24 protein-coding genes are annotated in these 25,025 nt (G+C 68.9%); 15 read left to right on the forward strand and 9 right to left on the reverse strand.

Annotated features, from left to right (window positions below):
- Positions 1-21 precede the first annotated feature (21 nt).
- The 8 genes from NBRGI_RS45300 (at position 22) to NBRGI_RS19565 (ending at position 6,533) form a co-directional block, all read left to right on the forward strand.
- Positions 22-495 (forward strand): protease inhibitor I42 family protein, encoded by a 474-nt coding sequence (locus NBRGI_RS45300; RefSeq protein WP_051727890.1) that lies wholly within the window; start codon positions 22-24, stop codon positions 493-495.
- Positions 495-1,301: an aminoacyl-tRNA hydrolase gene (locus NBRGI_RS19535; RefSeq protein ID WP_029898343.1), complete on the forward strand. Its 807-nt coding sequence runs from the start codon at positions 495-497 to the stop codon at positions 1,299-1,301. Before NBRGI_RS45300 ends, NBRGI_RS19535 begins: the two co-directional genes overlap by 1 nt.
- Before the next feature lie 155 nt (positions 1,302-1,456).
- On the forward strand, positions 1,457-1,630 hold the full coding sequence (locus NBRGI_RS47560) for a transmembrane 9 family protein (protein WP_148310880.1): 174 nt from the start codon (positions 1,457-1,459) through the stop codon (positions 1,628-1,630).
- A 62-nt stretch (positions 1,631-1,692) separates the two neighbouring features.
- Entirely contained in the window at positions 1,693-2,526 is an 834-nt protein-coding gene (locus tag NBRGI_RS19545; RefSeq protein ID WP_029898345.1) for an ABC transporter ATP-binding protein, read from the forward strand.
- A gap of 49 nt (positions 2,527-2,575) precedes the next feature.
- Positions 2,576-3,412: an NUDIX hydrolase gene (locus NBRGI_RS19550; protein WP_029898347.1), complete on the forward strand. Its 837-nt coding sequence runs from the start codon at positions 2,576-2,578 to the stop codon at positions 3,410-3,412.
- Between the two features lie 34 nt (positions 3,413-3,446).
- Complete coding sequence (locus NBRGI_RS19555; RefSeq protein WP_029898349.1) at positions 3,447-4,223, forward strand: enoyl-CoA hydratase-related protein; 777 nt, start codon at positions 3,447-3,449, stop codon at positions 4,221-4,223.
- Positions 4,224-4,380: 157 nt separating this feature from the next.
- A complete protein-coding gene (locus NBRGI_RS19560; protein WP_029898351.1) occupies positions 4,381-5,358 on the forward strand; it encodes a class I SAM-dependent methyltransferase in 978 nt (325 codons plus the stop codon).
- The gene (locus NBRGI_RS19565) at positions 5,358-6,533 is read left to right on the forward strand and encodes a class I SAM-dependent methyltransferase (protein ID WP_029898354.1); all 1,176 of its coding nucleotides are present in this window, start codon (positions 5,358-5,360) and stop codon (positions 6,531-6,533) included. Before NBRGI_RS19560 ends, NBRGI_RS19565 begins: the two co-directional genes overlap by 1 nt.
- Before the next feature lie 605 nt (positions 6,534-7,138).
- On the opposite strand, the gene NBRGI_RS19570 is transcribed toward NBRGI_RS19565, so the two are convergent.
- Both NBRGI_RS19570 and NBRGI_RS19575 read right to left on the reverse strand, forming a co-directional pair.
- Positions 7,139-7,684, reverse strand: coding sequence for a DUF1697 domain-containing protein (locus NBRGI_RS19570; RefSeq protein ID WP_029898356.1), 546 nt, complete (start codon positions 7,682-7,684; stop codon positions 7,139-7,141).
- 115 nt (positions 7,685-7,799) lie between these two features.
- On the reverse strand, positions 7,800-8,549 hold the full coding sequence (locus NBRGI_RS19575) for an acyltransferase (protein ID WP_029898358.1): 750 nt from the start codon (positions 8,547-8,549) through the stop codon (positions 7,800-7,802).
- A gap of 280 nt (positions 8,550-8,829) precedes the next feature.
- Here NBRGI_RS19575 and NBRGI_RS19580 point away from each other — a divergent pair, with 280 nt between their 5' ends.
- Entirely contained in the window at positions 8,830-10,161 is a 1,332-nt protein-coding gene (locus NBRGI_RS19580; protein ID WP_235211017.1) for an outer membrane protein assembly factor BamB family protein, read from the forward strand.
- Positions 10,162-10,252: 91 nt separating this feature from the next.
- On the opposite strand, the gene NBRGI_RS19585 is transcribed toward NBRGI_RS19580, so the two are convergent.
- The 5 genes from NBRGI_RS19585 to NBRGI_RS19605 all read right to left on the reverse strand — a co-directional run bounded on the left by NBRGI_RS19585 (position 10,253) and on the right by NBRGI_RS19605 (position 15,283).
- Complete coding sequence (locus tag NBRGI_RS19585; protein WP_029898362.1) at positions 10,253-11,209, reverse strand: hypothetical protein; 957 nt, start codon at positions 11,207-11,209, stop codon at positions 10,253-10,255.
- A gap of 185 nt (positions 11,210-11,394) precedes the next feature.
- The gene (locus tag NBRGI_RS19590; RefSeq protein ID WP_029898364.1) at positions 11,395-11,592 is read right to left on the reverse strand and encodes a hypothetical protein; all 198 of its coding nucleotides are present in this window, start codon (positions 11,590-11,592) and stop codon (positions 11,395-11,397) included.
- A gap of 42 nt (positions 11,593-11,634) precedes the next feature.
- On the reverse strand, positions 11,635-12,888 hold the full coding sequence (locus tag NBRGI_RS19595; protein ID WP_029898366.1) for a glycosyltransferase family 4 protein: 1,254 nt from the start codon (positions 12,886-12,888) through the stop codon (positions 11,635-11,637).
- Positions 12,885-14,489, reverse strand: a complete 1,605-nt coding sequence (locus NBRGI_RS19600) for a 1,4-alpha-glucan branching protein domain-containing protein (protein ID WP_029898369.1) — start codon at positions 14,487-14,489, stop codon at positions 12,885-12,887. The genes NBRGI_RS19595 and NBRGI_RS19600 overlap by 4 nt, the downstream gene beginning before the upstream one ends.
- Positions 14,486-15,283 carry a class I SAM-dependent methyltransferase gene (locus tag NBRGI_RS19605; RefSeq protein WP_148310881.1) on the reverse strand — a complete coding sequence of 266 codons (798 nt, stop codon included), beginning with the start codon at positions 15,281-15,283 and terminating at the stop codon, positions 14,486-14,488. The genes NBRGI_RS19600 and NBRGI_RS19605 overlap by 4 nt, the downstream gene beginning before the upstream one ends.
- Positions 15,284-15,505: 222 nt before the next feature.
- Here NBRGI_RS19605 and NBRGI_RS19610 point away from each other — a divergent pair, with 222 nt between their 5' ends.
- Together NBRGI_RS19610 and NBRGI_RS19615 are read left to right on the forward strand one after the other, a co-directional pair.
- The gene (locus NBRGI_RS19610) at positions 15,506-16,291 is read left to right on the forward strand and encodes an electron transfer flavoprotein subunit beta/FixA family protein (protein WP_014987252.1); all 786 of its coding nucleotides are present in this window, start codon (positions 15,506-15,508) and stop codon (positions 16,289-16,291) included.
- A 33-nt stretch (positions 16,292-16,324) separates the two neighbouring features.
- On the forward strand, positions 16,325-17,281 hold the full coding sequence (locus NBRGI_RS19615) for an electron transfer flavoprotein subunit alpha/FixB family protein (protein WP_029898373.1): 957 nt from the start codon (positions 16,325-16,327) through the stop codon (positions 17,279-17,281).
- Positions 17,282-17,353: 72 nt separating this feature from the next.
- On the opposite strand, the gene NBRGI_RS19620 is transcribed toward NBRGI_RS19615, so the two are convergent.
- On the reverse strand, positions 17,354-18,211 hold the full coding sequence (locus NBRGI_RS19620) for a LysR family transcriptional regulator (protein WP_014987254.1): 858 nt from the start codon (positions 18,209-18,211) through the stop codon (positions 17,354-17,356).
- A gap of 111 nt (positions 18,212-18,322) precedes the next feature.
- Between NBRGI_RS19620 and NBRGI_RS19625 the strand changes: the two genes are divergently transcribed.
- The 3 genes from NBRGI_RS19625 (at position 18,323) to NBRGI_RS43990 (ending at position 21,792) form a co-directional block, all read left to right on the forward strand.
- Positions 18,323-19,615, forward strand: coding sequence for an NAD(P)/FAD-dependent oxidoreductase (locus tag NBRGI_RS19625; RefSeq protein ID WP_081878154.1), 1,293 nt, complete (start codon positions 18,323-18,325; stop codon positions 19,613-19,615).
- Between the two features lie 267 nt (positions 19,616-19,882).
- The gene (locus NBRGI_RS19630; RefSeq protein WP_051727897.1) at positions 19,883-20,758 is read left to right on the forward strand and encodes a GNAT family N-acetyltransferase; all 876 of its coding nucleotides are present in this window, start codon (positions 19,883-19,885) and stop codon (positions 20,756-20,758) included.
- Positions 20,755-21,792: a lysophospholipid acyltransferase family protein gene (locus NBRGI_RS43990; protein ID WP_029898381.1), complete on the forward strand. Its 1,038-nt coding sequence runs from the start codon at positions 20,755-20,757 to the stop codon at positions 21,790-21,792. The genes NBRGI_RS19630 and NBRGI_RS43990 overlap by 4 nt, the downstream gene beginning before the upstream one ends.
- A gap of 83 nt (positions 21,793-21,875) precedes the next feature.
- On the opposite strand, the gene NBRGI_RS45305 is transcribed toward NBRGI_RS43990, so the two are convergent.
- Entirely contained in the window at positions 21,876-23,066 is a 1,191-nt protein-coding gene (locus NBRGI_RS45305; protein ID WP_029898383.1) for a PucR family transcriptional regulator, read from the reverse strand.
- Positions 23,067-23,485: 419 nt separating this feature from the next.
- Here NBRGI_RS45305 and NBRGI_RS19645 point away from each other — a divergent pair, with 419 nt between their 5' ends.
- Complete coding sequence (locus NBRGI_RS19645; RefSeq protein WP_029898385.1) at positions 23,486-24,895, forward strand: lipase family protein; 1,410 nt, start codon at positions 23,486-23,488, stop codon at positions 24,893-24,895.
- Positions 24,896-25,025 lie beyond the last annotated feature (130 nt).

Below are 25,025 nucleotides of genomic sequence, written 5' to 3' on the forward strand. Positions count from 1 at the left end.
GTCGGTAGGCTGACGCCGACCATGATCATCAGGCGATCGGAGCTTTCGGTGCGCAAGACTCTGCTGGTGCTGTTAGTCGGGCTGTCGGTCGTCGGATGCGGCAAGGACGACTCCGCCGACGCGAAACCGACGTCCGCGGCCGCGCCGACGTCCGGCTCCGCGTTCTCGGTGCTGAACGCGACGCAGGAAGCCAACGGGCAGGAGCGCCGGCTCACCATCGGGCAGTCGCTGGTGCTGACCCTGCCCGCGAATCCGTCCACCGGCTTCTCCTGGCAGATTTCCGGCCTGGACCCGAATGTGGCTCGGGTGCAAGGCGAACCGACGTTCAAGCAAGACCCGTCGGTGCCGGTGGCGCCCGGCGCGGGCGGTACCTCGGAATGGACCTTCGTCGGCGAGGGCGCGGGCGTCACCCAGCTCACGATGGACTACATGCGCCCGTGGGAGCAGGGCATCGCACCCGCGCAGACGTTTTCACTGACGATCAAGGTGGAGTGATGTCGAGCATCCCGGAATGCGCGGCCGGAATCCGGGACGAACACGAAAGTCCGGGGCGGGCAGCCGAATTCGACGAGGCAGGCTTCCGCGTCCGGCACGCGGAGCTGGCGGCGGGCTACGGCGGCGCGGGCGACCCCGACGATCCGGCCATGGTGCAGGCCATGCAGATCGTGTTGCACCTGCCCAAACAGGACCCGCCGCCGCGCAGCGCGTTGCTCGCCGCGGCCGCCGCCGCGTCGGTGGCGCTGTGTCTGGACGAACGGGTGGGCCCCGGTGGCGAATGGGCCGAGCGCTACCTGGCCTGGAAGCGCTCGCGCATCCGCAAGGTGAGCAGGCGAGCCCGCGGCGCCCAGTGGCTCGCCGCGAACGAGGTGGACGGCGTCACCGTCGAGGTCGACGGGGCGCAGGCGCGCGCGTTCGTCCCCGGGCCGGTGGGCGCGGTCGACCCGCGGATCAAGCGGTTGCAGATCGGTGGCACCGACCTCGAGCACGACGATCCCGGTCCCGCCCCGGCGGAACTGCCCGTGCTGTGGGTGAATTCGGCGCTCGGCATGACGCTGGGCAAGGCCGCCGCGCAGGTCGGTCACGCCAGCATGTTGCTGGCCGGCGCGCTGACCGTGGCGCAGGCGCGGTGCTGGGCGGAGCGAGAATTTCGTTGTGCCGTCCGGGAAGCCGACGCGCGACAATGGAAAGTGTTGGCGGATGCGGTCGCACACGGATCGGCAGTGGCCGTGCGCGACGCCGGGTTCACGGAAGTGGCGCCCGGCTCGATGACAGTGATAGCGGTTCCCGCGCAAGCTGGGTGACCGTCGGAAACAGTCGCGAGGGCCGAAGAGGCTTCGGGCGGGCCGAATCGGGGTATCACTCGAGGACGTTGTGCTCTATCTCGCCGGGCCTGCCGAGCGGAGGCTCGAAGACCCAAGGCCACGCGGCTTTGTCGACCGAAGGGATGGAACCAGCTATGACGACGCTGCTGGTGATTCTCGCCGTCTGGGTGCTGCTGTCGGTTCCACTGGCCTTCCTCGTGGCGCGACTGCTACACAAGTCGCCCGAGCGGGACGAGCGGCATCCCAGGGCCGAGCACGACGACGACCAGCGGCTACGTGGTCTCTTCGCGCTCGGCCGCAAACGCTGACCCGGCGACACGCGCCACGCACCCCCGCCCGCGTTGGCCAGTGATCCCATGGGTGGGCCAAGATGGACCGCGTGCCACAACCGGATCCGGATCTGCTCATCGATTTCACCGACGTCACTGTTCGCCGTTCGGGCCACACGCTCGTCGGCCCGGTGACCTGGCAGGTCGAGCTCGACGAACGCTGGGTCGTGCTCGGCCCCAACGGCGCGGGCAAGACCTCGCTGCTGCGCATGGCGGCCGCCGAGCTGCACCCCACCTCCGGCGTGGCGCATCTGCTCGGTGAAGTGCTCGGCAAGGTCGACATCAGCGAACTGCGCCCGCGGATCGGCCTGTCTTCCGCGGCCGTGGCCGGCCGGGTGCCGCGCGACGAGAAAGTCAGCGATCTGGTGGTGTCGGCGGGCTACGCCGTGCTCGGCCGCTGGCGCGAACGCTACGACGACGTCGACACCGACCGCGCCGTCGACATGCTGGAAAGCCTGGGCGCCGAACATCTTTCCGACCGCACCTACGGCACCCTGTCCGAAGGGGAGCGTAAGCGGGTGCTCATCGCCCGCGCGCTGATGACCGATCCGGAACTGCTGCTGCTCGACGAACCGGCTGCGGGCCTGGACCTGGGTGGCCGCGAAGAACTGGTGGAACGGCTCGGCGATCTGGCCGCCGACCCGGACGCGCCGGCCATCGTGCTGGTCACCCACCACGTCGAGGAGATCCCGCCCGGCTTCACCCACGGCCTGCTGCTCAACGAGGGCGAGGTGATCGCACAGGGTTTGCTCACCGACGTGCTCACCTCGGAGAATCTCAGCGACGCATTCCGTCAGTCGATCGCGCTCGACCAGATGGACGGTCGCTACTTCGCCCGGCGCGCCCGCCGGGCGGGCAAACATCGCACCCGCTGAGCACACCTACCCGTGACAGTGCGTACCGCTCGCGGGTTACTGTGCAGGGGTGAGTGAGACAAATACCGCGGCCGGCTCTCAGGTTGCCCCGCCGGTCAAGGATGCGTCGACGGTGCTGCTGGTGCGCGACAGCGCCGCCGGTCCCGAGATCTTCCTGCAGCGCCGGGTCGGCGCGATGGCGTTCGCGGCCGGGATGACCGTGTTCCCCGGCGGCGGCGTCGATCCCACCGACGGCACCGCCGATATCGCCTGGGCCGGACCCGAACCCGCCTGGTGGGCCGAGCGATTCGCGACCACCGAGTCGCGGGCCAAGGCGCTGGTCTGCGCCGCGGTGCGGGAGACCTTCGAGGAATGCGGGGTGCTGCTCGCCGGTCCGACCGCCGACACGGTGGTCTCCGACACCACCGGCTACCGCGCGGCGCGCGGCCGGCTGGAACGTCGTGAGCTGTCGCTGGCCGGTTTCCTCGCCGCGGAGAACCTGGTGCTGCGGGCGGATCTGCTTCGGCCGTGGGCGAATTGGATCACGCCGGTGGTCGAGCCGCGCCGCTACGACACCCGCTTCTTCGTCGCGGTGCTGCCCGCCGGGCAGCTGGCCGACGGCGCCACCTCCGAAGCGGCGGAGGTGAATTGGCGTACCGCGGCCGAGGCGCTGCGGCGGTGGCGGGCGGGCGCCGACATCCTGTTGCCGCCCACCTGGTCGCAGTTGCAGGGCCTCAGCGAATTCGGCTCCACCGCAGAGATTTTCGCCGCCGAGCCGGTGATCGAGCCGATCATGCCGGAACTGGTCGAGCAGGACGGGCGGCGGGTGCTGATGTTCCCGGACAACGGGCGCTACCTGACCGATCTGCCGGATCCGAGCAAGCTCGAGGGATCCGTCCGCAAGTGAAGCCGCGGCAGGGCACCCGGTAGCGTCTGCTGCCATGGCCGAATTCGTGACCCTGGAGCTGCCGGAGGGTGATGCCGCGCGCCGCGTGGCCGTCCTCCGGATCGACCGCCCGCCGTTGAACCTGCTGAACCTGCAGCTGGCGCGCGAACTGGCCGAGGCGGCCGAGGCGGTCGCGGCCGACCCGACGGTGGCCGCGGTCATGGTCTACGGCGACGAGCGGGTGTTCTCCGCGGGCGACGATCTGGCCGAGCTGGCCGCACTCGGCGCCGGCCAGGCGCGGGCGCTGGCCGCGGATCTGCAGAGCCACCTGGGCTGCCTGGCCCGCCTGCCGCAGCCCACGGTCGCGGCGATCAGCGGCTACGGTCTCGGCGCGGGACTCGAGCTCGCGCTGGGCGCGGATCGGCGGATCATCGGCGACAACGTCAAACTCGGCCTGCCGCAGATCAAGGCGGGGCTGATCCCGCTCGCCGGCATCCGGCGGCTCGCGCTGTTGATCGGACCCGGCCCGGCCAAGGATCTCGTCTACAGCGGCCGGTTCGTCGAGCCGGCCGAGGCGCTGACGCTCGGCCTGGTCGACGAGGTGGTGCCGCCCGACGACGTGTACACCGCCGCGTTGCGCTGGGCCCAGCAGTTCACCGCGGCCCCGGGCCGGGCACTCGCCGCGGCCAAGGCGGTGTTCGAGGCGGGCCCGCACGGACTGGACCGCGCACAGACCGAATGGTCTGATCTGTTCACGACCGAGGACCGCCGGATCGGCACCGAGTCCTACTTGGCGAACGGTCCCGGATCGGCCGCGTTCGTCGGGCGCTGAGGCGTGCAGCGGCTCGGCGTCGCGGGCGTGCTGAGCAGGGGTTTCCGGAAGATCGCCTGATCGGAACAGGTTGCTGTCCGGCCGCCGGTCCGGCGGGCGTCCTGTTGGGTGGGCCGAGGGCAAGATCATCGGTTGACCTTGGGTAGGCTTGGCTGCCATGACGGTACGCCCTGACGACCCCGCGCCGAACCCGCACGCCACCGAGGCCGAGGTCGAAGCAGCGCGCAAGGATACGAAGCTCGCCCAGGTCCTCTACCACGACTGGGAAGCCGAGACCTACGACGACAAATGGTCGATCTCCTATGACGAGCGCTGCATCGAATATGCCCGTGGCCGGTTCGACGCGGCCGTCGGTCCCGCCCCGCTGCCGTACGAGCGCGCCCTCGAGCTGGGCTGCGGTACCGGCTTCTTCCTGCTGAACCTGATGCAGGGCGGCGTGGCCAAGTCCGGTTCGGTCACCGACCTGTCGCCGGGCATGGTCAAGGTCGCGCTGCGCAACGCGCAGAACCTCGGCCTCGACGTGGACGGCCGGGTCGCCGACGCCGAAACCATCCCGTACGAGGACGACACCTTCGACCTGGTGTGCGGGCACGCGGTGCTGCACCACATCCCGGATGTCGAACTGGCACTGAAGGAATGCCTGCGCGTGCTCAAGCCGGGCGGGCGCTTCGTGTTCGCCGGCGAGCCGACCACCGCGGGCAACTTCTACGCGCGCTGGCTCGGCCGGATCACCTGGAAGGCCACCACCACCGTCACCAAGCTGCCGCAGCTGGCCGGGTGGCGGCGTCCGCAGACCGAGCTCGACGAGTCCTCGCGGGCCGCGGCGCTCGAGGCGGTCGTCGACCTGCACACGTTCGATCCCAGCGACCTGGAGAGCATGGCGCGCTCGGCCGGTGCCGTCGAGGTCAAGGCGACCACCGAGGAGTTCGCGGCGGCGCTGTGGGGCTGGCCGGTGCGCACCTTCGAGGCGGCCGTGCCGGACGAGAAGCTCACCATGGGCTACCGGATGGCCATGTACAAGGCATGGCTGCGGCTGAGCTGGTTGGACGAGAACGTGATGCGCCGCGTGGTGCCCCGTCAGTTCTTCTACAACGCGATGATCACCGGCGTGAAGCCGCACTCCGCCGCCAAGTAGTGGGTTACGGCTTCGGTCGTCCGGATGTCGCCTTCCTCGGCAGCTCGGCGGGTAGCGCCGCGCTGTCCGAGGTGGACCGGCTGGAGCTGACCCCGGCCGCGCTGCTGCGCGATCTGGAACGGGTGCGGCGCGAGCACGGCACGTGGGCGGCCGCGCTCGTGGAGACGGTGCGGCTGCGGCGCAAGGCGGTCGGCAAGCTCGCCGGCGCGGGGGCGTGGTTGTTCACCGACGACGCCCTGCAGCAGGCGACGCCGACGCTGGTCGCCCGGCATCGAGCCGCCCGCCTGGCCGGGCGCGCCGTGCACGACGTGACCTGCTCGATCGGCGCCGAGCTGGCCGAGCTGGCGCGCGCGTGTCCCGCGGTGCTCGGCAGCGACCTGGACGAGGTGCGGCTGGCGATGGCCGCGCACAATCTGGCCGGATCCCGAAATGTCTTGCTGGCCAAAGCGGATGCGCTGGTGCCGGTGAGCAGGGACACCGTCGTGGTCGCGGACCCGGCGCGGCGGGCCGACGGCAAGCGCACCCACGATCCCGCGAAGCTGCAACCGCCGCTGCCCCATCTGCTCGCCGCCTACCCCGGGCGCGATCTGGTTGTGAAGTGTGCTCCCGGACTGGATTTCGACCGGCTCGACTGGTCCGGCGAGATCGAGGTCGCCTCGCTCGACGGCGCGGTCCGTGAGGCGTGCCTGTGGTCGCGTGGGCTCACCGACCCTGCGGTTCGTCGGCGCGCGACCGTACTGTCCTCGGCCGGAACATCTTTCACCCTCACCGACGCGGACCCCGACGAGATCCCCGAGCGGGCGCCCGGTGCGTGGCTCATCGATCCCGACGGCGCGGTGGTCCGGGCCGGCCTGGTGCGGCATTACGCCGCGAAACACGGCCTCTGGCAACTGGATCCGCGCATCGCCTATCTCACCGGCGACACCGTCCCGCCGGGCACCCGCGGCTTCCGCATCGTCGACCGCCTCGACTACCGCGAGAAAACCCTGCGGGCCGCACTGCGCGGCCACGACTGCGGCCCGCTGGAGATCCTGGTCCGCGGCGTCGACGTCGACCCCGACAAACTCCGCCGCACCCTCAAACCCCAAGGAAACCAACCCTTTACGTTGGTCATCACCCGAATAGGCCGCACCCCCACAGCGTTCCTGTGCACGGCGGTCGCTGCGCAAGCTTGAGGTTCGGTCCGCTGCGTGCGGTTCAGCTTGCGGTGCGTGGTTGGGTCGGTTGCGCGTGGTTGGGTCTGTTGCGCGTGGTTGGGTCTGTTGCGCGTGGTTGGGTCTGTTGCGCGGGGTTGGGTCTGTTGCGCACGCTTCGGTCTGTTGCGCGGGGTTGGGTCTGTTGCGCGGGGTTGGGTCTGTTGCGCACGCTTCGGCCTGTTGCGCACGGTTCGGTCCGTCGCGCGCGTTTCGGCCTGCCGCGTACGGTTCGCTCCGTTACGCACGGTTCGGTCTTTCGCGCACGCTTCGGCCTGTGGTGCACGGGTTCGGCCTGTGGCCTACGGGTTCGGTCCGCGGGGCGCGGGTTCGGTCCGCCGCGCACGGTTCCGGTCCGTTGGGTGCGGTTCGGCCTGCCGTGCACGGTTCGGTTTGTTGGGTGCGGTTCGGCCTGCCGTGCACGGTTCGGTTTGTTGGGTGCGGTTCGGCCTGCCGTGCACGGTTCGGTTTGTTGGGCGCGGTTCGGTCCGTCGCGTACGGTTCGGGCTGCTGCGGACGGTTCGGCTTGCTGGGCACACCGTGGTCGGCGGTGTCGCGCGTGCCGTGGCAATTCGTGCGCGGTGCGCCTACGTCTCCATCTTCTTGACCACGCGCTGCACCGTCAGCCAGGTGCGCGTCGTGATGTCCTTGCCGTAGGTCTTGTCCAGCCAGCTCATGAAGTCCGGGGTCTTGCCCGGGTCACTGTTGTCGATGACGGCCAGGAAGGCGCGGCAGGGCTTGTCGTAGCCGACGATGCGGGTCAACGGATCGGGCTGGTCCGGCAGCTTGCCCGGGGCTTTCGCCCCGTCCTTGAGGAAGGTCGCCACCAGATAGGTGCCGCGTCCGTGGGTCAGTCCGGGGAACGGGTCGCTGTCGAGCAGCGCGCGCAGTTCGGGGTGGCTGCGGACGATGGTGCCGCCGGGAATCCCGAGTTCCCGATTGAGCGCCCGCTGGATCCGATCTTCCAGTTCGACGATATCGGTGTCGGTGCTGCGGAACACGATGTTGCCGCTGGCCAGCACCGAAGCGACCTTCTCGAACCCGAGCCCTTCGAACACGCCGCGCAACTTGTCGTTGCTCATGTTCTTTCCGCTCGGCGCGATCCCCCGCAACAGCGCGGCGTAGGTGTGCATATCGCAGACGCTACCCGGCGCGTCGAGGCGCAATGACCGCCGCGCATGCCCTGTTGTCCCGCGCGCGTGTCTGTCGACCGGCACGCGCGCGGAACAACAGAAGTTGCGCGGGAGACTAAGCCGTCGTGGTGGCGCCGTTCTTCTTGCGCTCGATGTCCTCGAGCGCGGCGAGGTACTTGGCGCGCTCCTCGGCGCCGGCCTCCCAGGCGGCCTTGCGGTTCTTGACCACCTTCGCGGGGGCGCCGACGGCGATGCTGTAGTCGGGGATCTCGCCCTTTACCACCGCGTGCGCGCCGAGCACACAGCCGCGGCCGACCCGGGTTTCGCGCAGCACGGTGACCTTCGCGGCGATCCAGGTGTCGGGGCCGATGCGCACCGGGCTCTTCACGATGCCCTGGTCCTTGATCGGGAGCGTGATGTCGTCCATCTTGTGGTCGAAATCGCAGATGTAGCACCAGTCGGCGACCAGGGTGGATTCGCCGATCTCGATATCGAGGTAGGTGTTGACGACGTTGTCCTTGCCGAACACCACCTTGTCGCCGATGCGCAGCGAACCCTCGTGGCAGCGGATGGCGTTGCCGTCGCCGATGTGCACCCAGCGGCCGATCTCCATCCGGCCCAGCTCGGGGGTCGCGTGCACCTCCACCCGCTTGCCGAGGAAGACCATGCCGCGCAGCACGATATGCGGGTTGGCCAGCCGGAACTTGAGCAGCCGGTAGTAGCGCACCAGGTACCAGGGGGTGTACGCCCGGTTGGCGAGCACCCAGCGCAGCGAGGCCACCGTCAGAAAACGGGCCTGCTGCGGATCCCGGCGGCGCGATCCACGCCAGCGCGAGCGCAACGGCGCGCCCCACATGCTCGTCACGTACGGCTCTCCTGTCCTGGTCCAACGACTGGTCGCGCGCCCGGGCGGCGACGGGGTAGAGCCTAGTTGGCGTGGTCGGACGCAGTCCATCCGCAGGCCACCCGCCCCGCAACCGCACCACTTGACGGACGTGCGGGTGCGGCTCCCGTACAGTGGCTCCGACGCCGGGGGCGGCGTCCCGGAATCCACACGCGTACACCCGAAACCGGGTTGCTGCGCCGACGGTGGGTCGACACCCTTTAGTCTCGTCCGAGCGGAAACGACGACAGGAGTGCAGCAGGTGCGTAGCGGCGGCATACTGGCCAGTTCCCGGTGGCGACCGTCGCGGGTGCGGCTGGCCGCGTCGCTGGCCGCGATCAGCGCGCTGGCCTTGACCGGCTGCGGCACCGACGTCGACGACATCACGGTCGGGCCCGGCAAAGGCTGGCCCGCCGCCTTCCACGACGGCCGCAACGCGGGCACCAGTCCGGTCACCGGCGCCAAGAAGATCGCCCTGAGCTGGTCGCGCCCGATCGGCGGACCGATCGCGCAGCCGGTCACCATCGGTCCCGACGGGCAGTTCTTCCTGACCACGCTCTCGCGCGACTGCATGCTCTTCTCCGGCCAGATGGCCACCGGCCGCAAGCGCTTCTGCAGCAAACTGGGTCCGAGCGCGATTTCGGCGCCGAGCGTGGTCGACGGCACGACCAACGTCTACGTCGGCGACGACGACGCGGTCAACTCCTACAACTATCTCGGGCAGCCGCGCTGGCGGACGCCGATCGGCGGCACCCCGGTCTCCACGCAATTCACCGGCGACGGAAGGCTGTTGGTCGTCACGCAGTCCGGCCAGGTCGATGTGCTGTCCCGGCAGACCGGCGAGCGGACCGTCCCGACCACCCAGTTACTCGGGGAACCGGACTTCCTGGAGTACCCGAATCTGACCCGTCCGGCGGCCGGGCAGGGGCTCGACGACTGCCGCACCGGCGGTCCGCAGTGCCCCGTCGCGAACATCTCCGCCGTCGACGCCGCGAGCGGGCGTTTCTTCGTGACGGTCTGGAAGCCGGGGCAGCCCGCCGCGGCCTTGGTCGCGCTGCGCTACGCGGACAACAAGATTCAGCAGGAGTGGAGCGCGGAGCTGCTCTCCGGCGGCAGCGGCACCAGCCCGGTGCTCTCCAGCGACGGCAAGACGCTCTACGTCGGCGACAACAGCAAGCGGCTGATCGCGGTGGACACCGCCGACGGCCGCACCAAATGGGTGCACCAGCTGGAATGGGCGCCGCAGGGCGGCTTTTCGGTGTCCGACGACGGTCTGATCATCCCGGCCGGCGACGACGGCTACCTGCTCGCCCTCCGCGACACCGGCGACACCGCGGAAACCGTCTGGGAGCGTAAAGATCTCGCCCTGCGCGGCACCCCGGTGCAGACCGCGGGCGGCACCGGCTACACCACCGCCGCGATCGGCGACGGCCTCAACCTGATCACCTTCGACACCAAAACCGGCGCCACCATCGACTCCGACGTCCTGCCCGGCGCCCAGGGCAGCACCACCGGCACCTCCATCGGCCCCAAGGGCGAAGTCCTGGTAGCCACCCGAATCGGCGAACTCTTCACCTTCGAACCCGAACACTGACCCACACCCCACACCCCGCGCATCTTCCCGCGCGCCGCGCACCTTCCGGTACGCCGCGCACGTTTTCGTCGAATGACTCGTGCGCGTGGTGCTAGAAGGTGCGCGGGAGCTGGGTGGTGCGGCCCAGCGGGCGCGGTCGGTGCGCGGAGCGCGCGACTGCGCGCCGGAAGCGGTCCGCCACGAGTGGCGGGGTGTCGAGCTCGGGCCAGCCCCATCGGACGACTTCCCAGCCGAGATCGCGAAGGGTGTCTTCACGAAGTTTCTCCTCGTACAGCGCCGTGGCTGGTTCCTTCGGAAGGGTTCCGTCGTACTTCACTTTGCCGTCGAATTCGCCGATGATGCCGAGCTCCTCGAAGCAGAAATCGACGCGGGCGACGAATCGGCCGGATCCATCGAGAACGGTCGTCTGCAAATCGGGCGTGGGCAGGTCGAGCTCGGCGAGCAGGACTCGGCTGCGGGATTCGCCGACGCTTTCGCTGCGCTCGTCGAGCATTCCGATCGCTCGTGCAGCGGCGCGGTAACCGGGTCTACCGACAGCGTAAGTCAGTGCCTGGCAGAGAGATTCGTGAATCAAGTGGAATCGGCGCACTGCCGCGTCACCGATGGCGACCGCTGCTTGGAGTGTGGCGGTACGCGCGATGTCGACAACGGTGCGTGCCGGGGTGAACACGCGCAACGGCCCGATCGTCAGGGTCTCGGCCTCATCGAAGGGTGCGCAATGCATGTGCACGTGTTTGCCGCGGTGCCCACCGCTGCGCCGAGGCCGCGTCACGTGCACGCGATCGAGCGCCAAGCCCCACAGGGGCAGATCCTGCACCGCGGCCGCGGACTGATGGCTGATGATGGCAGGCGCGGACAGGTGCGCTGCCGTGGCGTAGACCAGGGCGCTGTACTGCTCCTGCCGGTCCAGCGCCGCGTAGGCGTCCGACCGTAGATATGAGCCGGGCCGTAGCCGGCGCCAGCCGCACCGAGTTGTCAGCCGCCGCAACTCGTTGTCGCTGAATCCTTGTGCCAACGCATCACGGCGCTGGATGGGTGTGGCTGTCATCCGCCCATCCTGCCCGCGCCGCACCCGGAACCAGCGCCGAAAATCGGCCCCTGTGGACAACCACCGCCCTGTGCACAACGCTGCCGCGCACACCTTGTCGCGCCGCGCACGTTTCATTCGAAAGTCTTGTGCGCGGGGTACCGAAGTGTGCGCGCGGCAGCCGAAAGCCGTTACGCGCCAGGTGGTTAGCGGCCGAGCTCGGTGCGCAGTATGGCTTCGTAGCGCTCGGACAGGTCGGGTTCGGCTTCGAAGGATGCGGCGAACGGCAGGTCGTGGGCCGCGCTCGTGGCTAGGACGTCTCGCCACAGCTCGACCGCAGGTCGCAATTCGGCTTCGGGCAACCCATCTACCAGGCGGTGCAGGTCTTTACGAATCGTGCCCACGAGCGTACGGACCGGCGGATTTCGGCGGTACGGGGTGATCGACTACTTCGGGTCTCGTTCGGGGAGGGGGCGTTCGATGATGGTGGGGCGGCCCAGCGGGTTGCGGACGCGGCGTTTGGCGGCGTGGTAGACCTGGGCGGTTTCGGCGGCGACCACGTCCCAGGCGAAGTCGGCGGTGAGGCGTTCGCGGGCGGCGTAGGCGCGGTCCTGGGCGGCGGCCGGGTCGTCGAGGGTGGCGCGGGCCGCCTCGACCAGGCCGTCGACGTCGGCCGGTTCGAACGAGGCGCCGGTGACGCCGTCGATCACGGCTTCGCCGAGTCCGCCGGCGGTGGAGGTGATCAGCGGGGTGCCCGCGGCGGCGGCTTCGAGCGCGACGATGCCGAACGGCTCGTACCGGCTCGGCAGCACGATGGCGTCGGCGCCGTGCAGCCAGCCGAGGAGTTCGGTGTGGTCGAGCTGTCCGGCGAAGGTGACCGCGCGGGCCACCCGGTGCACCCGGGCGCGTTCGCGCAGCCACTCGAACTGGGTGCCGACCCCGGCGATGGTGAGCGTGGTGCCGGGGTGCGCGCGCCGGATCCGCGGCAGCGCGGCGATGGCGTCCTGCACGCCCTTCTCGTATTCCAGGCGGCCGACGTACAGCAGCCGCGGCGGCCCGGTGCGCGGTGAGCGCGGCCGAAATGTCCAGGCGCCCACGTCGATTCCGTTGCGGATCACCGTCATCGGCACCCGCTCGGGCCCGTAGAGCCGTTCCACCTCGTCCTGCATGGAGGTGGAGCAGGTGATCAGCGCGTCGGATTCGTTGGCCAGCCACCACTCGACCGAATGCACCTGCCGGTTCACCTTGCCCGCGACCCAGCCGCTGTGCCTGCCCGCCTCGGTGGCGTGGATGGTCGAGACCAGCGGCACGTCGTAGTACTCGGCCAGCGCGATGCCCGGGTGCGCGACCAGCCAGTCGTGCGCGTGCACCACGTCGGGCGCCCAGCCGTCACCGATGCCCGGTTTGCCGAGCGCGATGCCCGCGCGCACCATCGCGTGCCCCATCGCCAGCGTCCAGGCCAGCATGTCCTCGCCGAAGTCGAACACCGGCGGATCTTCCGCGACGGCCACGACCAGCACCCCCTCGGCGATGAAGGAGTGGGTCGGATGGGTCGAGGAGTCGGTGCCGGACGGCCTGCGCGCGAGCACGACCACTTCGTGGCCCGCCTTGGCCAGTTCGGTCGCCAGGTGGTGCACATGCCTGCCCAACCCGCCGACCACGACCGGCGGGTACTCCCACGACACCATCAAAATCTTCATGCATGTCCTTCTGCGGTGGACCGTTCAACGGGGCCCGATCCTGCGGCGGCGGCGTGCTGGGCAGGCACTGCGGCGTGTGCTCCGGTTCCGGCGCTCGCGAGCCGCCGGGCGTCCACACCGGGGAACAGTCCGTCAGCCGCCCCCCATCCTGCCGCCAACTGGCGTGCTTTGGCGACTTGGCCCGCGCCGACGGCGGCCGCGATCTCCCGCACGGCGTGCGCGTGCCGGTGCGCGCGATCGCGCGCGTAGCCCGCGGCGGAGTCCTTGCTGACCATGAAGGCCCAGTCGCTGGACACGGTGAGGATCGCCTCGCGAAGCAACTGGTCGGCAACGTGGTCGCGCAGGCCGCGACCACCATCGGCGGCGCGCATCTTGTCGATGGTGTCGAGGGCGAGCCGCACGATGTCGTCGTTGAGGTCCACCAGGTCGCGCACCTGGTCACCGGCCCAGACCCGCCAGTCCTTGCCGGAACCCCACGACGAATCCGCCAAAGGCACAGGCGCACCGACGAATCCGCGCTCTCGGGCGTCGGCGAGCGTGCCGACGGTGATGCCTGCTTTGGGCAGCGCCCGCAACACCTGGGCCAACCACTGCGGGCCCTCGTGCCACCAGTGGCCGAACAATTCGGTGTCGAACGCGGCGACCACCAACGCGGGCCGGCCGATCCGCTCGGATTCGCCGATCAGTCGCTCGCGCACCGTCTGGACGAAATCATCCACATCGCGCACCACCGCCGCGGCGGCGAGTTCCGGGTCGTAGGGCGCCTTGTCCGGACCGGCCACCGTCTTGCCGGTGACCCGAGCGGGCTTGAGGCCCGTCGCGTGGTCGTAGTGATGAAAGTCACGGTAGGCGCTCTGCCCGGGATAGCCGGACTTCGGCGACCACACCCGGTAGCTGACGTGCAGATCGCGGCCGAACGCGACCACATCGGACTCGCGTACCGGCCGCCCGAGCGTGGTGTCGCCGCGCAGAGCGGGCCCGTCGACCATGAAATGCGTCACACCCGCGGCGGTGTAGCCCGCTTCCATGCCGGGGGTGTAGCCGCATTCGGGCGCCCAGATCCCGGTGGGGGTGTGGCCCCAGCGATGCCGTGCGTCGCCGAGGCCCTCGCTGAGCTGGAACTGGCGCAGCCGCGGGTCGAGCAGCGGCTGGAACGGATGCGCGAGCGGTCCGCCGAGCAGTTCGATGGCGTCGGCGTCGATGAGTTCGCGCCAGACCGGCGCTGCGCCGTGCCGCCAGCGTGTTTCGAAATCCGCGAGAGCCGCTGTGGCCAAACGATGTTCGTGCCCGCCGAGCGCGCGGTTGCCCGCCATCGCGGCCTCGTCGGCGCGCAGCTGCCAGTTGCCGAGCCAGTGGTGCATACCCGCGAGGCAGTGCGGGTCGTCCAGCTGTGCGGCGAGCACCGGCGTGATGCCCAGGCTGAGCAGGTGCGAACGTCCCTCGGCGGCAAGGGTTCTCAGTACTTCGGCGACGGGAAGGTAAGAGGCGGCCCAGGATTGGTAGAGCCATTCCTCGCCGACCGGCCAGCGGCCGTGATGCGCGAGCCAGGGCAGGTGCGAGTGCAGCACCAGGGTGAACTGGCCGGGTACCGCCCCGGTCAAGGCTTCACCGCGATGGCGACCAGGTCGAGGCTCGCGTCGATGTCGTCGGCGAGCAGCACGAAATCGTCGATGGTGACGGCGGCGACGTCGGCGGTCAGCTCGGCCGGCCACGGCTCACCGGCCAGCGCACGCTCGATCTGGGCGTCGATGAACGAGCCGCCGTGCTTGGCGTCCAACGCTTTCAGGCTCGGGCCGTGGTGCACGCCGGTCAGCTCGGCGACCTCGAACCCGGCCTCGGCCAGCAGCTCGGTGAGTTCGGCGGCGTTCAGTTCGCGGGTGTGGAACGGGTTGAGCGGGGTATCTCGTCCGGGCGAGAAGGTGATCCGGTTGGGCGTGCTGATCAGCAGTTCACCGCCGGGTCGCAGCACCCGCAGGCATTCCCGGAGGAATTGGGCTTGATCCCAGAGGTGTTCGATCACTTGGAAATTCACCACCACGTCGACCGAGGCGTCGGCCAGCGGCAGTGCGGCGAGATTGCCCTGGATCATCTCGACGCGCGGGTAACGCGCACGCACGTGCTCGACCGCGCCCGTGTCATAGTCGACGCCGGTGACCTTGGTCGCGACACCGGCGATCATGTCGGCCCCGTAGCCTTCGCCGGATCCGGCCTCCAGCACGGTTTTTCCGGCGCAGCGGGGCAGCAGTTCGGCGTAGGCGATCTCGTGCCTGCGGAACCAGTAGTTCTCCTCGGCAATGCCGGGCACGGTCCGCTCGCCGGTCAACGGCAGCGGTTCGGCGTTGTTCGTGCCGGAAGTTTCGTCCACTGCGGCAGGGATCACAGCCTCGCTCATCATTCGCACGTTACTGGTACGTCTAGTTGCCAGACACTCGCACCCGCCTCCCGGACCGGCGCACCATATCGCCGGGGCTGGCGTTGTGAGAGAGAAGAGGCTAAGTTACCCATGGGTAACTTAGCGTAGGGTAATGTCACGCCCGAGCTACTCACACGGACGTACGGCTCCCCGCTCGTGCGACCACCCACACGTGTAACCAGAACAGGAGGTCGACGAAGACCGATGCCGAACATCGTCGTACTCATCAAGCAGGTTCCCGACACCTGGTCCGAGCGCAAGCTGACCGATGGTGACTTCACCCTCGATCGCGAAGCCGCCGACGCCGTCCTCGACGAGATCAACGAGCGCGCCGTCGAAGAAGCGCTGCTGATCAAGGAAGCTCAGGGCGGCGAGGTCACCGTGCTGGCCGCCGGTCCCGACCGTGCCACCGAGGCCATCCGCAAGGCGCTGTCCATGGGCGCCGACAAGGCCATCCACATCAACGACCCGGCGATCCACGGCTCCGACGCCGTGCAGACCGCGTGGGTGCTGGCGAGCGCGCTCGGCCAGGTCGAGGGTGTCGAGCTGGTCATCGCGGGCAACGAGGCGACCGACGGTCGCGCGGGCGCCGTGCCGGCCATCATCGCCGAGTACCTGGGCCTGCCGCAGCTGACGCACCTGCGCAAGCTCACCGTCGACGGTGACAAGATCACCGGCGAGCGCGAGACCGACGACGGCGTGTTCAAGCTGGAGGCCACCCTCCCGGCGATCGTCAGCGTCACCGAGAAGATCAACGAGCCGCGCTTCCCGTCCTTCAAGGGCATCATGGCCGCGAAGAAGAAGGAAGTGCAGACCTTCACGCTGGCCGACCTGGGCGTCGACCCGTCGACCGTGGGCGTCGCGAACGCCGGCAGCGCGGTCAGCGCGGCCACCCCGAAGCCGCCGCGCACCGCGGGCGAGAAGATCGCGGACGAGGGCGACGGCGGCACCAAGATCGCCCAGTACCTCGTCGGTCAGAAGATCATCTGATTTCGCGCCGAGACTGCTTAGGAGAGAACACAAATGGCTGAAGTACTTGTGCTCATCGAGCACGCGGACGGTGCGATCAAGAAGGTCAGCACCGAGCTCCTGACCGCCGCCCGCAACCTGGGCACCCCGGCCGCCGTGGTGCTCGGCACCGCGGGCACCGGCGAGAAGCTGGCCGACGCGCTGGCCGCGGCGGGCGCCGAGAAGATCTACATCGCCGAGTCCGACGACGTGGACAACTTCCTGGTCACCCCGAAGGTCGACGTGCTCGCCGGCCTGACCGAGCAGGCCTCGCCTGCCGCCGTCATCGTCGCCGCCTCGGCCGAGGGCAAGGAGGTGTCGGGCCGCCTCGCCGCGCGCATCGGCTCCGGCCTGCTGGTCGACGTGATCGACGTGAAGTCCGACGGCACCGCCGTGCACTCCATCTTCGGTGGCGCGTTCACCGTCGACGCGAAGGCCACCGGCGACGTGCCGGTGATCTCGGTGCGTCCGGGCGCCATCGAGGCGTCCGCACAGGCCGGCGCCGGTGAGAAGGTCACCGTCGACGTGCCCGCGCAGGAAGACGGCGTGACCAAGGTGACCTCGCGGGAGCCGGTCGTCGCCGGTGACCGTCCGGAGCTCACCGAGGCGACCATCGTCGTCTCCGGTGGCCGTGGTGTCGGTTCCGCCGACAACTTCTCGGTCGTCGAGGCGCTGGCCGACTCGCTGGGTGCCGCCGTCGGCGCCTCGCGTGCCGCGGTCGACTCCGGCTACTACCCGGGCCAGTTCCAGGTGGGTCAGACCGGTAAGACGGTCTCGCCGCAGCTCTACATCGCGCTCGGCATCTCCGGTGCCATCCAGCACCGGGCCGGCATGCAGACCTCGAAGACCATCGTCGCGGTCAACAAGGACGAAGAGGCCCCGATCTTCGAGATCGCGGACTACGGCATCGTCGGCGACCTGTTCAACGTGGCGCCGCAGCTGACCGAGGCGGTCAAGGCCCACAAGGGCTGATCCCTTTATTTCGGTCGAAAGGGCCCCGGGTGCGCACCCGGGGCCCTTTCGCGTTCCGGTACGGGCGCGGATTCAGTTGCGGTGCAGTCCGGCGAGCAAGGTGGTGAGGATCGGTGAGCGGCGCACGTCGCTGCGCAGCACCGCCGAGACCGGGATGCGCAGTTTCTGTTCGGCCAGCTTCAGTACGACCAGGCCCTCGGTGGAACTTTCCGCGTAGAGGACGGTCCACGCGTCGGGACGGTTGATCAATTCGAGCGTCGCGGTGTGGTCGGGCGGGATCGGCGGGCCGAAGGTGGGACCGGTGGGCAGTTCGGCGAACGCGGACCGAATCACGGTGTGCAACAGCACCTGTTCCTGTTCCGGCGGCAGCAGCAGGGGATAGCGGCTCAGGTCGGACAGCGTCACCGTCTCCCGGGTGGCGAGCGGATGCGCGCTGGAGGTCGCGATCACCAGATCCTCCACCCACAGCTTCTCCACCTCCAGTCCCGGCTGATCGACGCTGCCGCGGATGAGCGCGAGGTCGCAGTCGCCGTCCGCGACCGCGGTGATCCGCTGCCGGAACGGTTTGATCACGAACTCGATCTCGGCCTCCGGGTGCGTGGCTCGCGCGCCGGCGATGGCCGACAGCGATCTGGTCGCGAAGGACATGTTCGCGGCGAGCCGGATGCGCGGGCCCACCGTGCGCACCGCCGCCCGGATCGCCGATTCCAGACTCAGCATCTGTTTCGCAAGGGGAAGTAGCCGTGCGGTGGCGTCGGTGGGTACCACTGATCTTGTCGAGCGTTCGAACAGTTGCACGCCGAGGTCGCGCTCGAGCCGGGAGATCTGATGGCTGATCGCGGACTGTGAGATAAAGCACCGTGCGGCCGCTCCGCTGAAGCTGAGCTCCTCGCAGACAGCGACGAAGTAGGTGAGCTGCCGTAGTTCCACAGCGCCTCCGATTAATGACGGATCGAGATAAGAGTCATCTGCATTATGCGCCCTGACACCTGAAATATCTCGCTTCCGGATGACGGTTGGTAATGAGAGAAGGAGGCTGTCATGCAGTTCGTGGATGCGGGAATCGAGACCGCGGGTGTAGTAATCGTCGGATCGGGATTCGGCGGGCTGTCCGCCGCCAAGCAACTTGCCAAGTCGGGTATCGATTACGTGCTGATCTCCAGCACGCCGGAGCACCTGTTCCAACCGTTGTTGTACCAGGTAGCGACCGGTGTGCTGGCATCGGAGGAGATCGCGCCGCCGATCGCGGGCATTCTGCGCCGCCACCGCGAGGCCGACGTGCGCCTCGGCAAGGTGGTCGCCATCGACCCGGACAAGGCGATCGTCACTTATGAGCAGGACGGCACGCAGCACCGGATCCGCTACGGTTCGCTGATCGCCGCCACCGGTGCCAGCCAGTCCTATTTCGGCCGCGACGATTTCGCCGAGAAGACCTTCTCGCTCAAGACCATTGATGACGCGAAACTGCTGCGCGCGCAGATCCAGCGGGTGTTCGCCGAGGCCGCGGGCGCCGACGAGGAGACCAGGCGCAGGCTGCTGAGCTTCGTCGTGGTCGGCGCGGGCGCCACCGGCGTCGAGGTCGCGGGTCAGCTCAAAGAACTGGCGAAACGGTATTACCACCAAGAAGTTTCGGTGACCCTGGTCGAGGGTGCGGGCGAGGTGCTGCCCCCGTTCGGCGGTGGGCTCTCCGAGTACGCGAAGAAGTCGTTGACCCGCTCGGGCGTCGAAGTACTGCTAGGCACCTTCGTCACCGATATCGAGCACGGCAAGGTCACCGTCAAGGACAAGACCGGGGTCGAGCACGGCATCGCGGCCGAGACGGTCGTCTGGTCGGCGGGTGTGCAGGCGGGCGGCTTCGCGAAGATCCTGGCCGAGGCCACCGGCGTGGCGACCGACCGCGCGGGCCGGCTGCTGATCAATCCCGACCTCACCGTCGGCGGCTACGCCGATATATACGCGATCGGCGATATGACCTCGCTCAACGGCTACCCGGGACAGTCGCCGGTGGCCATGCAGGAGGGCAGGCACGCCGCCGACATCATCCGCCGCAAGAAGCCCGCCGGTACCGCGTTCAAGTACTGGGACAAGGGCAGCATGGCGGTGATCAGCCGGTTCAGCGCGGTCACCAAGCTCACCGACAAGATCACCTTCCGCGGCGTGCTCGCCTGGTTCGTATGGCTTGCGGTGCACCTGTTCTATCTCGTCGGCTTCCGCAACCGGTTCGCCGCCGTCGCCTCCTGGTTGGTCGCCTTCATCGGCAGCGGCCGTCCCGGTTTCGCCGAGGTGGACAAGGCGCGGCGACCGGCCGGCGCCGAGGAACGCTCCGCCGCTTGACCGTTCGCGGCGCACACCGCCCGAACACGACGTGAAGTCGCATCGCGCCACGCGCGGTGCGACTTCGTGCTGTTCGCGTCGCGTTCGAATGGTGTTCACGGACAACGTTTCCGACGGCTGAAAGCCGCGCTTTCGGCGCGTGGGCGCGAACGCGGTGCGACGCCGGGGTGAACGCGCGGTGTGATCCGCATCTCGTTCACCGAACCGGCATCGCGGGGACACTTCGAGGTTGCTCCAGCGCAGCTTCAGCCTGGCTTCATCACGGATATGACAGCATCGCTCAGCGATTCGATCAGGGGTGGCGACCGGGCGAAGGGCGCGATCACGTCGGTGTTGACCGCCCCGGCCCGCTCGACGGACGCCGGGGAGCACCGAGCACGGTACTCGTTGGTCGTTTCCTCCGACACCGAGCACCGCACGGCGGCGCAGCGGCTCCGTTACGGGGTTTTCGCGAACGAGCCCGGTTTCGAGATTCCCGACAACGGCACCGGACTGGACGCCGACCGGTTCGACGACCACTGCGACCACATGCTGGTGCGCGACGATCTGACCGAGGAGTTCGTCGGCTGCTACCGCATGCTGCCGCCGGACAAGGTCGCCGCCGCGGGCGGGTACTACACGGCCACGGAATTCGAACTGTCCCAACTGGATCCGACCGGACGGCGGATCGTGGAGATGGGCCGGGCCTGCGTCGTGCCGGAGCACCGCAACGGTTCGGTGCTCACCCTGATGTGGGCGGGCATCCTGCACTACATCCAGCTCACCGGCTACGACTGGGTGATGGGCTGCGCGTCCGTGCCGATGCAGGACACGCCTACCGACGCGCCCGGCGTGAACGTCCGCGGCGTGCGTGACCTGCTGCTCGACCGGCACGCCTGCGATCCCGAACACCGGGTGCGGCCGTATCGTCCGGTCGTGGTCGACGGCAAGACTCTCGACGAGATGATTCCGCCGGCGCGCCCCAAGCTGCCGCCGCTGCTGCGCGGCTACCTGCGCCTGGGCGCGGAGATCTGCGGCGAGCCCGCGCACGATCCGGACTTCGCGGTCGCCGACTTCGTCGTGCTGCTCGGGCTGGACACGATCAACACCCGCTACCTCGAGCGGCTGCAGGGCGCAGCCGCCAATTTCGACGGAGGACGGTGAGCGACATGGTGTTCGACGCACCACCCGCCGAAGCGAAGGCGCACTCGTGGATGCCGTCGAGCCCGTGCGGGCCCGGCTGCATCGAGCCGATCGACGCGGTCGGCACCGGGCGCGTGCTCGGCAGGTTACTCGGCGTGGCCGGGCTGCTGATCAGCTTCCCGATGGTGAATCTGGTTACCCCGCAGGGCAAACGAGAACATCTCCAGCGCGGCTACGCGCGGACCCTGTTGAGTTGTCTCGGAATGGAATTGCGAATAGTCGACCGGCGGGTCGACACGAACGGGCGCGGCGCTGTCGATGAGGGCAGCACCGCGCCCGTTGCGTATGGCGAGCGGGGCGCCGGGGTCATGGTCGTGGCCGGGCATATCGGCTGGACCGATATCGTCGCGCTGGCCGCGGTGCAGCCGCTGGGCTTCGTCGCCCGCGCCGACATGGTCGACTGGCCGGTGCTCGGCAAACTCGCCACGCTGATGCGGGTCATTCCGATCGAGCGGGAGAAGCTGCGTGCGCTGCCCGGTGTGGTCGCGCAGATCGGCGCCCGGCTCTCGGCGGGCGAGCGGATCGCGGTGTTCCCGGAGGGCACCACCTGGTGTGGCCGCGCGTACGGCAGCATGCGGCCCGCGCTGTTCCAGGCCGCGGTCGACACCGGGACCGCGGTGCAGCCGGTTCGGCTGCGCTACCTGGACCGGCACGGAAAGCAGTGCACGGTACCGGGATTCGTGGGCGAGGACACCTTCGCGTCGTCGGCCAAGCGGGTGCTCCGCTCGCGCGGCATGGTCGCCGAGGTGGTGCTCGAGCCGCTGCAGCAGCCGGGCACCGACCGGCGGGATCTGGCGCGGCGGTGCGCGGCCGCGGTGCGCGGCACGGAACTGTCGCGGCACGGCGCGCTCGACGCCACGGTCTGGATCGAGGCCGGATCGACCCGGGTCCAGGACCCGTCCGTCGCCGCGGACGCACCTGAGGTACGTAGGCCGGTGCGCCGGCTCCCGCTGCTGCGCGGGCGGGCGCGCCGGGCGGAAGCGGTCGCCGGATAGCTCGATCGATCGACGGGAGCGGCAGGGAAAATCCTTGCCGCTCTTCGTCGTTCCACGCGGCCGATCCGGTGTGTGGCGAGCGCCTATGGCATGCCGAGTGATTCGGCGATGCGTGCGGCCATGAGCGTCGCGATGCCCGACGGGCGTTGCGGATCGAGTCCGGTGAGCTCGGCGACCCGGTTCAGCCGGTAGGTGATCGTGTTGCGGTGCACGAACATCTCGCGGGCCACCGCGTTCTGGTTGAAGTCGCGGTCGATGAACAGGCCGAGGGTTTCGCGCAGTACCGGCTGATCCGCAAGCGGTTCGAGCAGGCCGACCAGGGCGGTCCGGGCCGGTTTCGCTGTCGCGACCAGGTATTCGAACATCATCGCCTGCCGGCGGCAGATCAACTCGGACCAGCGGGTGCTCCGCGCGACCTCCGCCACGGCCTGTGCTTGCGCGTAGGCGGCGGGGATATCGCCGTGGCGCACCGCCGCCGCGACGCCGATCCACAGCTGCGGCCGCCCGGCCGAGATCGCGGTGAGCTGTGCCGCCAGCGCGGAGACCGCCGCGTCTTCCTCGACGGCGGTGTCGTACGGGATGAGCGCGGTCCAGCCGCCGCCGTCGCGGCGCAGGAAGGCGCCGGGCATGGCGTGAAAGGTATTGCGCAGCAAAGTGACCGAGCCGGGGCTGGGGTCGCCGAGGCGCACGACGGCGATCAGGAACGCGGCGGCGATCGCGATGTCCTGGCCGGTCGCCCATTCGACCGGATCGCGCCCGTTGAGCAGGGCGTCGGCGATCTCCCGGTGCCGTTCGATGATGTCCCAGCGGGGTTGACGGATGTCCTCGACCACCGCGGCGGCGATCCGGGTGGTGATCAGGCCCAGATAGTCGTTGAGCTGAAAGGGCAACGCCGTGGGCAGCGGCGGCTCCTGCTCGGCCGACCACTTCTGTATCAGCTGCGACCACAGGAACGACACCCCCAGGCGATAGTTGGTCATCGCTTCGGTGAGTTCCATGCCTTGCCGGACCAGGCCCACCGCCCGGTCCACCAGCGGTTGCGTCTCGGCCTCGGACGGTTCGACGCCGGTGCGCGCGAACTCGAAGAACAGGTCGACGTTCAGTTCCGCGCCGGGCCGGAAATCCGCGTCCATGAGGGTGGGCGACAATTGGTCGTACGGCGCGGCTCCGACGGTGAATTCGCTGATCAAGGCGGCGGCGAAGGCGTGCAGGCGGTCGAGCACCGCGTCGGGCGCAGTCGCGTTCTCGGCGTCGTCACGGTGCGGCACCGGCATTCACCCCTACTTCGGCAGAGTCGGAAAACGTGCTGCTCGAATCATCACATCCGGGTGCGCACAGCGGCCGCTTCGCATCGTCGGCGGTGTCGACCGCGACAGATCCGGCTGCTCTCACCGGTACCGATTGTGCACAGTGGCGAGTGCCGGTCGCTCTTTTTCGGCTCGGTGCCGATTGACGATGCAAACCGGGTGGTTTGGAATTGATGGAGTACGACACAAGCGCATAGCGAATGTGGGGCTACTCATAGTGATACATTGCACCGCATTGCAGGGGTCGAGGTGAGGGACTCGCTGTATTCGTGGAGATCCGTGTTCGGCGCGTGATCGGACGGAACAGCGTCGATTCGGCAATCTCGGCGGATCTTTCGCCATAACACTGATCGGTTCGTCTGTGATCTCTCGTCGAGGAGTGCGTCATGCGTGTCGTCGGATTGCGGTACCTGTTGCGCCGGTGGGCGACCGTGCCATTCGCGGTGTTGTGCGCGGTCGGCCTGGTGGCCGCCGCCGGTACCGTGTCGGCCGAACCGGTTCCCGTGCAGCCGGTGCTGCCTTTTCCCATCCCGCCGACGCCGCCGGAATTCGACCCGGCGTTCTATGAGCCGGACCCGGCCGTCGTGGCCGCCAAGAAGCCCGGCGAGATCATCGCGGCGCGCGAGGTGCACGTCTCGCTGTATTCGGTGCTGCCGTACAACGTCGACGCCTGGCAGTTGTCGTTCCGCTCCACCAACACCCGGGACGAACCCATCGCGGCGGTGACCACGGTGGTCAAACCGCGCGGCGACAACAATGGCGTGCCGCGCAATCTGCTGTCGTATCAATTCGCCCCGGACTCCAGCGCCAAATACTGTTCACCGTCCTACGTGCTGCAATTGGCCTCCGTGCCGCCGAATATCACCGGAGCGCTCAACATTCCGGCCGAGTTCATCAACGCGATCACCACGGTCGGGCTGGGTTGGGCCCTGAACATGCCCGACTACGACGGCCCCGATATGGCGTTCGGGGCGGGCCCGCTGAACGCGCGGATCACGCTGGACAGCATCCGCGCGGCGGAGAACTTCGATCTGCTCGGGCTCGAAGGGACCGCCACCAAGGTGGGTCTGCTCGGTTATTCCGGCGGTGCCATCGCCACCGGTCACGCGGCCGAACTCAAGGCGTCCTACGCCCCGGAACTCAACGTCGTCGGTTCGGCGATGGGCGGCATACCCGCCGACCTGGTCCGGATGATCAAGCTGGCCAGCAACAACGCCGGCTCCGGCTTGCTGTTGTCCGGCATGCTGGCAGCCGCGCGCGAATATCCGGAACTGGCACAGTATTACGACCAGCACATGAATGGCTTCGGCAAAGCGATGGCCGCGGTGAAGGCCCCGTTCTGCCTGTGGTCGGCCGCGGTGCTGCCGTTCGTGAACCTGCCGGGCTTGTTCGACAGCCCGGACGTGTTCAGCGATCCGGTGCCCGCCGCGGTGTTCGAGAAGCTGCGGATGGGCCACTCGACTCCCGATATGCCGGTCTTCATGTTCCAGTCCAATCCCGACTGGATCGTGCCGGTCGGCCCGGTCAACGACCTCTACGCGCATTACTGCCAGGACCCGAACGCCCGCGTCGAATACATGCGCGACAACTTCAGCGAGCACTTCTCCTTGCTGGCGATCGCGTGGGCGAAGGAGACCACCTGGCTGAAGGACCGCTTCGACGGTGTGCCGGTGCAGCAGGGCTGCGTTTTCAACGACGTCGGATCGATGGCGCTGGACCCGGCTACCTGGCCCGAATGGCTGCGTAAGGTCGCCACCTTCGTGCCCGCCGTTTTCCAGTACCCGATCGGGAACTGACTCGGCCGTCGACCCGCGTGCGGGACACGCCTGCCGGGAATAGCCGAACACCGTCACCGGGTTCTGGTTGGTGGGTGAGTCGTAGCTCACTGGGGGGACACCCCGCAGATACGCAGGTCAACGCTGGGAT

The organism is Nocardia brasiliensis IFM 10847 (assembly GCF_000710915.1).
Lineage (GTDB): Bacteria > Actinomycetota > Actinomycetes > Mycobacteriales > Mycobacteriaceae > Nocardia > Nocardia brasiliensis_A.

Bases quoted from the DNA above. Each gene is read 5' to 3' on its own strand.
- NBRGI_RS19570 (WP_029898356.1), bottom strand. From the start codon at position 7,684: ATGCACACCTACGCCGCGCTGTTGCGGGGGATCGCGCCGAGCGGAAAG.
- NBRGI_RS45300 (WP_051727890.1), top strand. From the start codon at position 22: ATGATCATCAGGCGATCGGAGCTTTCGGTGCGCAAGACTCTGCTGGTG.
- NBRGI_RS19615 (WP_029898373.1), top strand. From the start codon at position 16,325: ATGGCTGAAGTACTTGTGCTCATCGAGCACGCGGACGGTGCGATCAAG.
- NBRGI_RS19605 (WP_148310881.1), bottom strand. From the start codon at position 15,283: ATGATGAGCGAGGCTGTGATCCCTGCCGCAGTGGACGAAACTTCCGGC.
- NBRGI_RS19595 (WP_029898366.1), bottom strand. From the start codon at position 12,888: ATGAAGATTTTGATGGTGTCGTGGGAGTACCCGCCGGTCGTGGTCGGC.
- NBRGI_RS19560 (WP_029898351.1), top strand. From the start codon at position 4,381: ATGACGGTACGCCCTGACGACCCCGCGCCGAACCCGCACGCCACCGAG.
- NBRGI_RS19585 (WP_029898362.1), bottom strand. From the start codon at position 11,209: ATGACAGCCACACCCATCCAGCGCCGTGATGCGTTGGCACAAGGATTC.
- NBRGI_RS19535 (WP_029898343.1), top strand. From the start codon at position 495: ATGTCGAGCATCCCGGAATGCGCGGCCGGAATCCGGGACGAACACGAA.
- NBRGI_RS19625 (WP_081878154.1), top strand. From the start codon at position 18,323: ATGCAGTTCGTGGATGCGGGAATCGAGACCGCGGGTGTAGTAATCGTC.
- NBRGI_RS45305 (WP_029898383.1), bottom strand. From the start codon at position 23,066: ATGCCGGTGCCGCACCGTGACGACGCCGAGAACGCGACTGCGCCCGAC.
- NBRGI_RS19610 (WP_014987252.1), top strand. From the start codon at position 15,506: ATGCCGAACATCGTCGTACTCATCAAGCAGGTTCCCGACACCTGGTCC.
- NBRGI_RS19545 (WP_029898345.1), top strand. From the start codon at position 1,693: ATGGACCGCGTGCCACAACCGGATCCGGATCTGCTCATCGATTTCACC.
- NBRGI_RS19555 (WP_029898349.1), top strand. From the start codon at position 3,447: ATGGCCGAATTCGTGACCCTGGAGCTGCCGGAGGGTGATGCCGCGCGC.
- NBRGI_RS19645 (WP_029898385.1), top strand. From the start codon at position 23,486: ATGCGTGTCGTCGGATTGCGGTACCTGTTGCGCCGGTGGGCGACCGTG.
- NBRGI_RS19630 (WP_051727897.1), top strand. From the start codon at position 19,883: ATGACAGCATCGCTCAGCGATTCGATCAGGGGTGGCGACCGGGCGAAG.
- NBRGI_RS47560 (WP_148310880.1), top strand. From the start codon at position 1,457: ATGACGACGCTGCTGGTGATTCTCGCCGTCTGGGTGCTGCTGTCGGTT.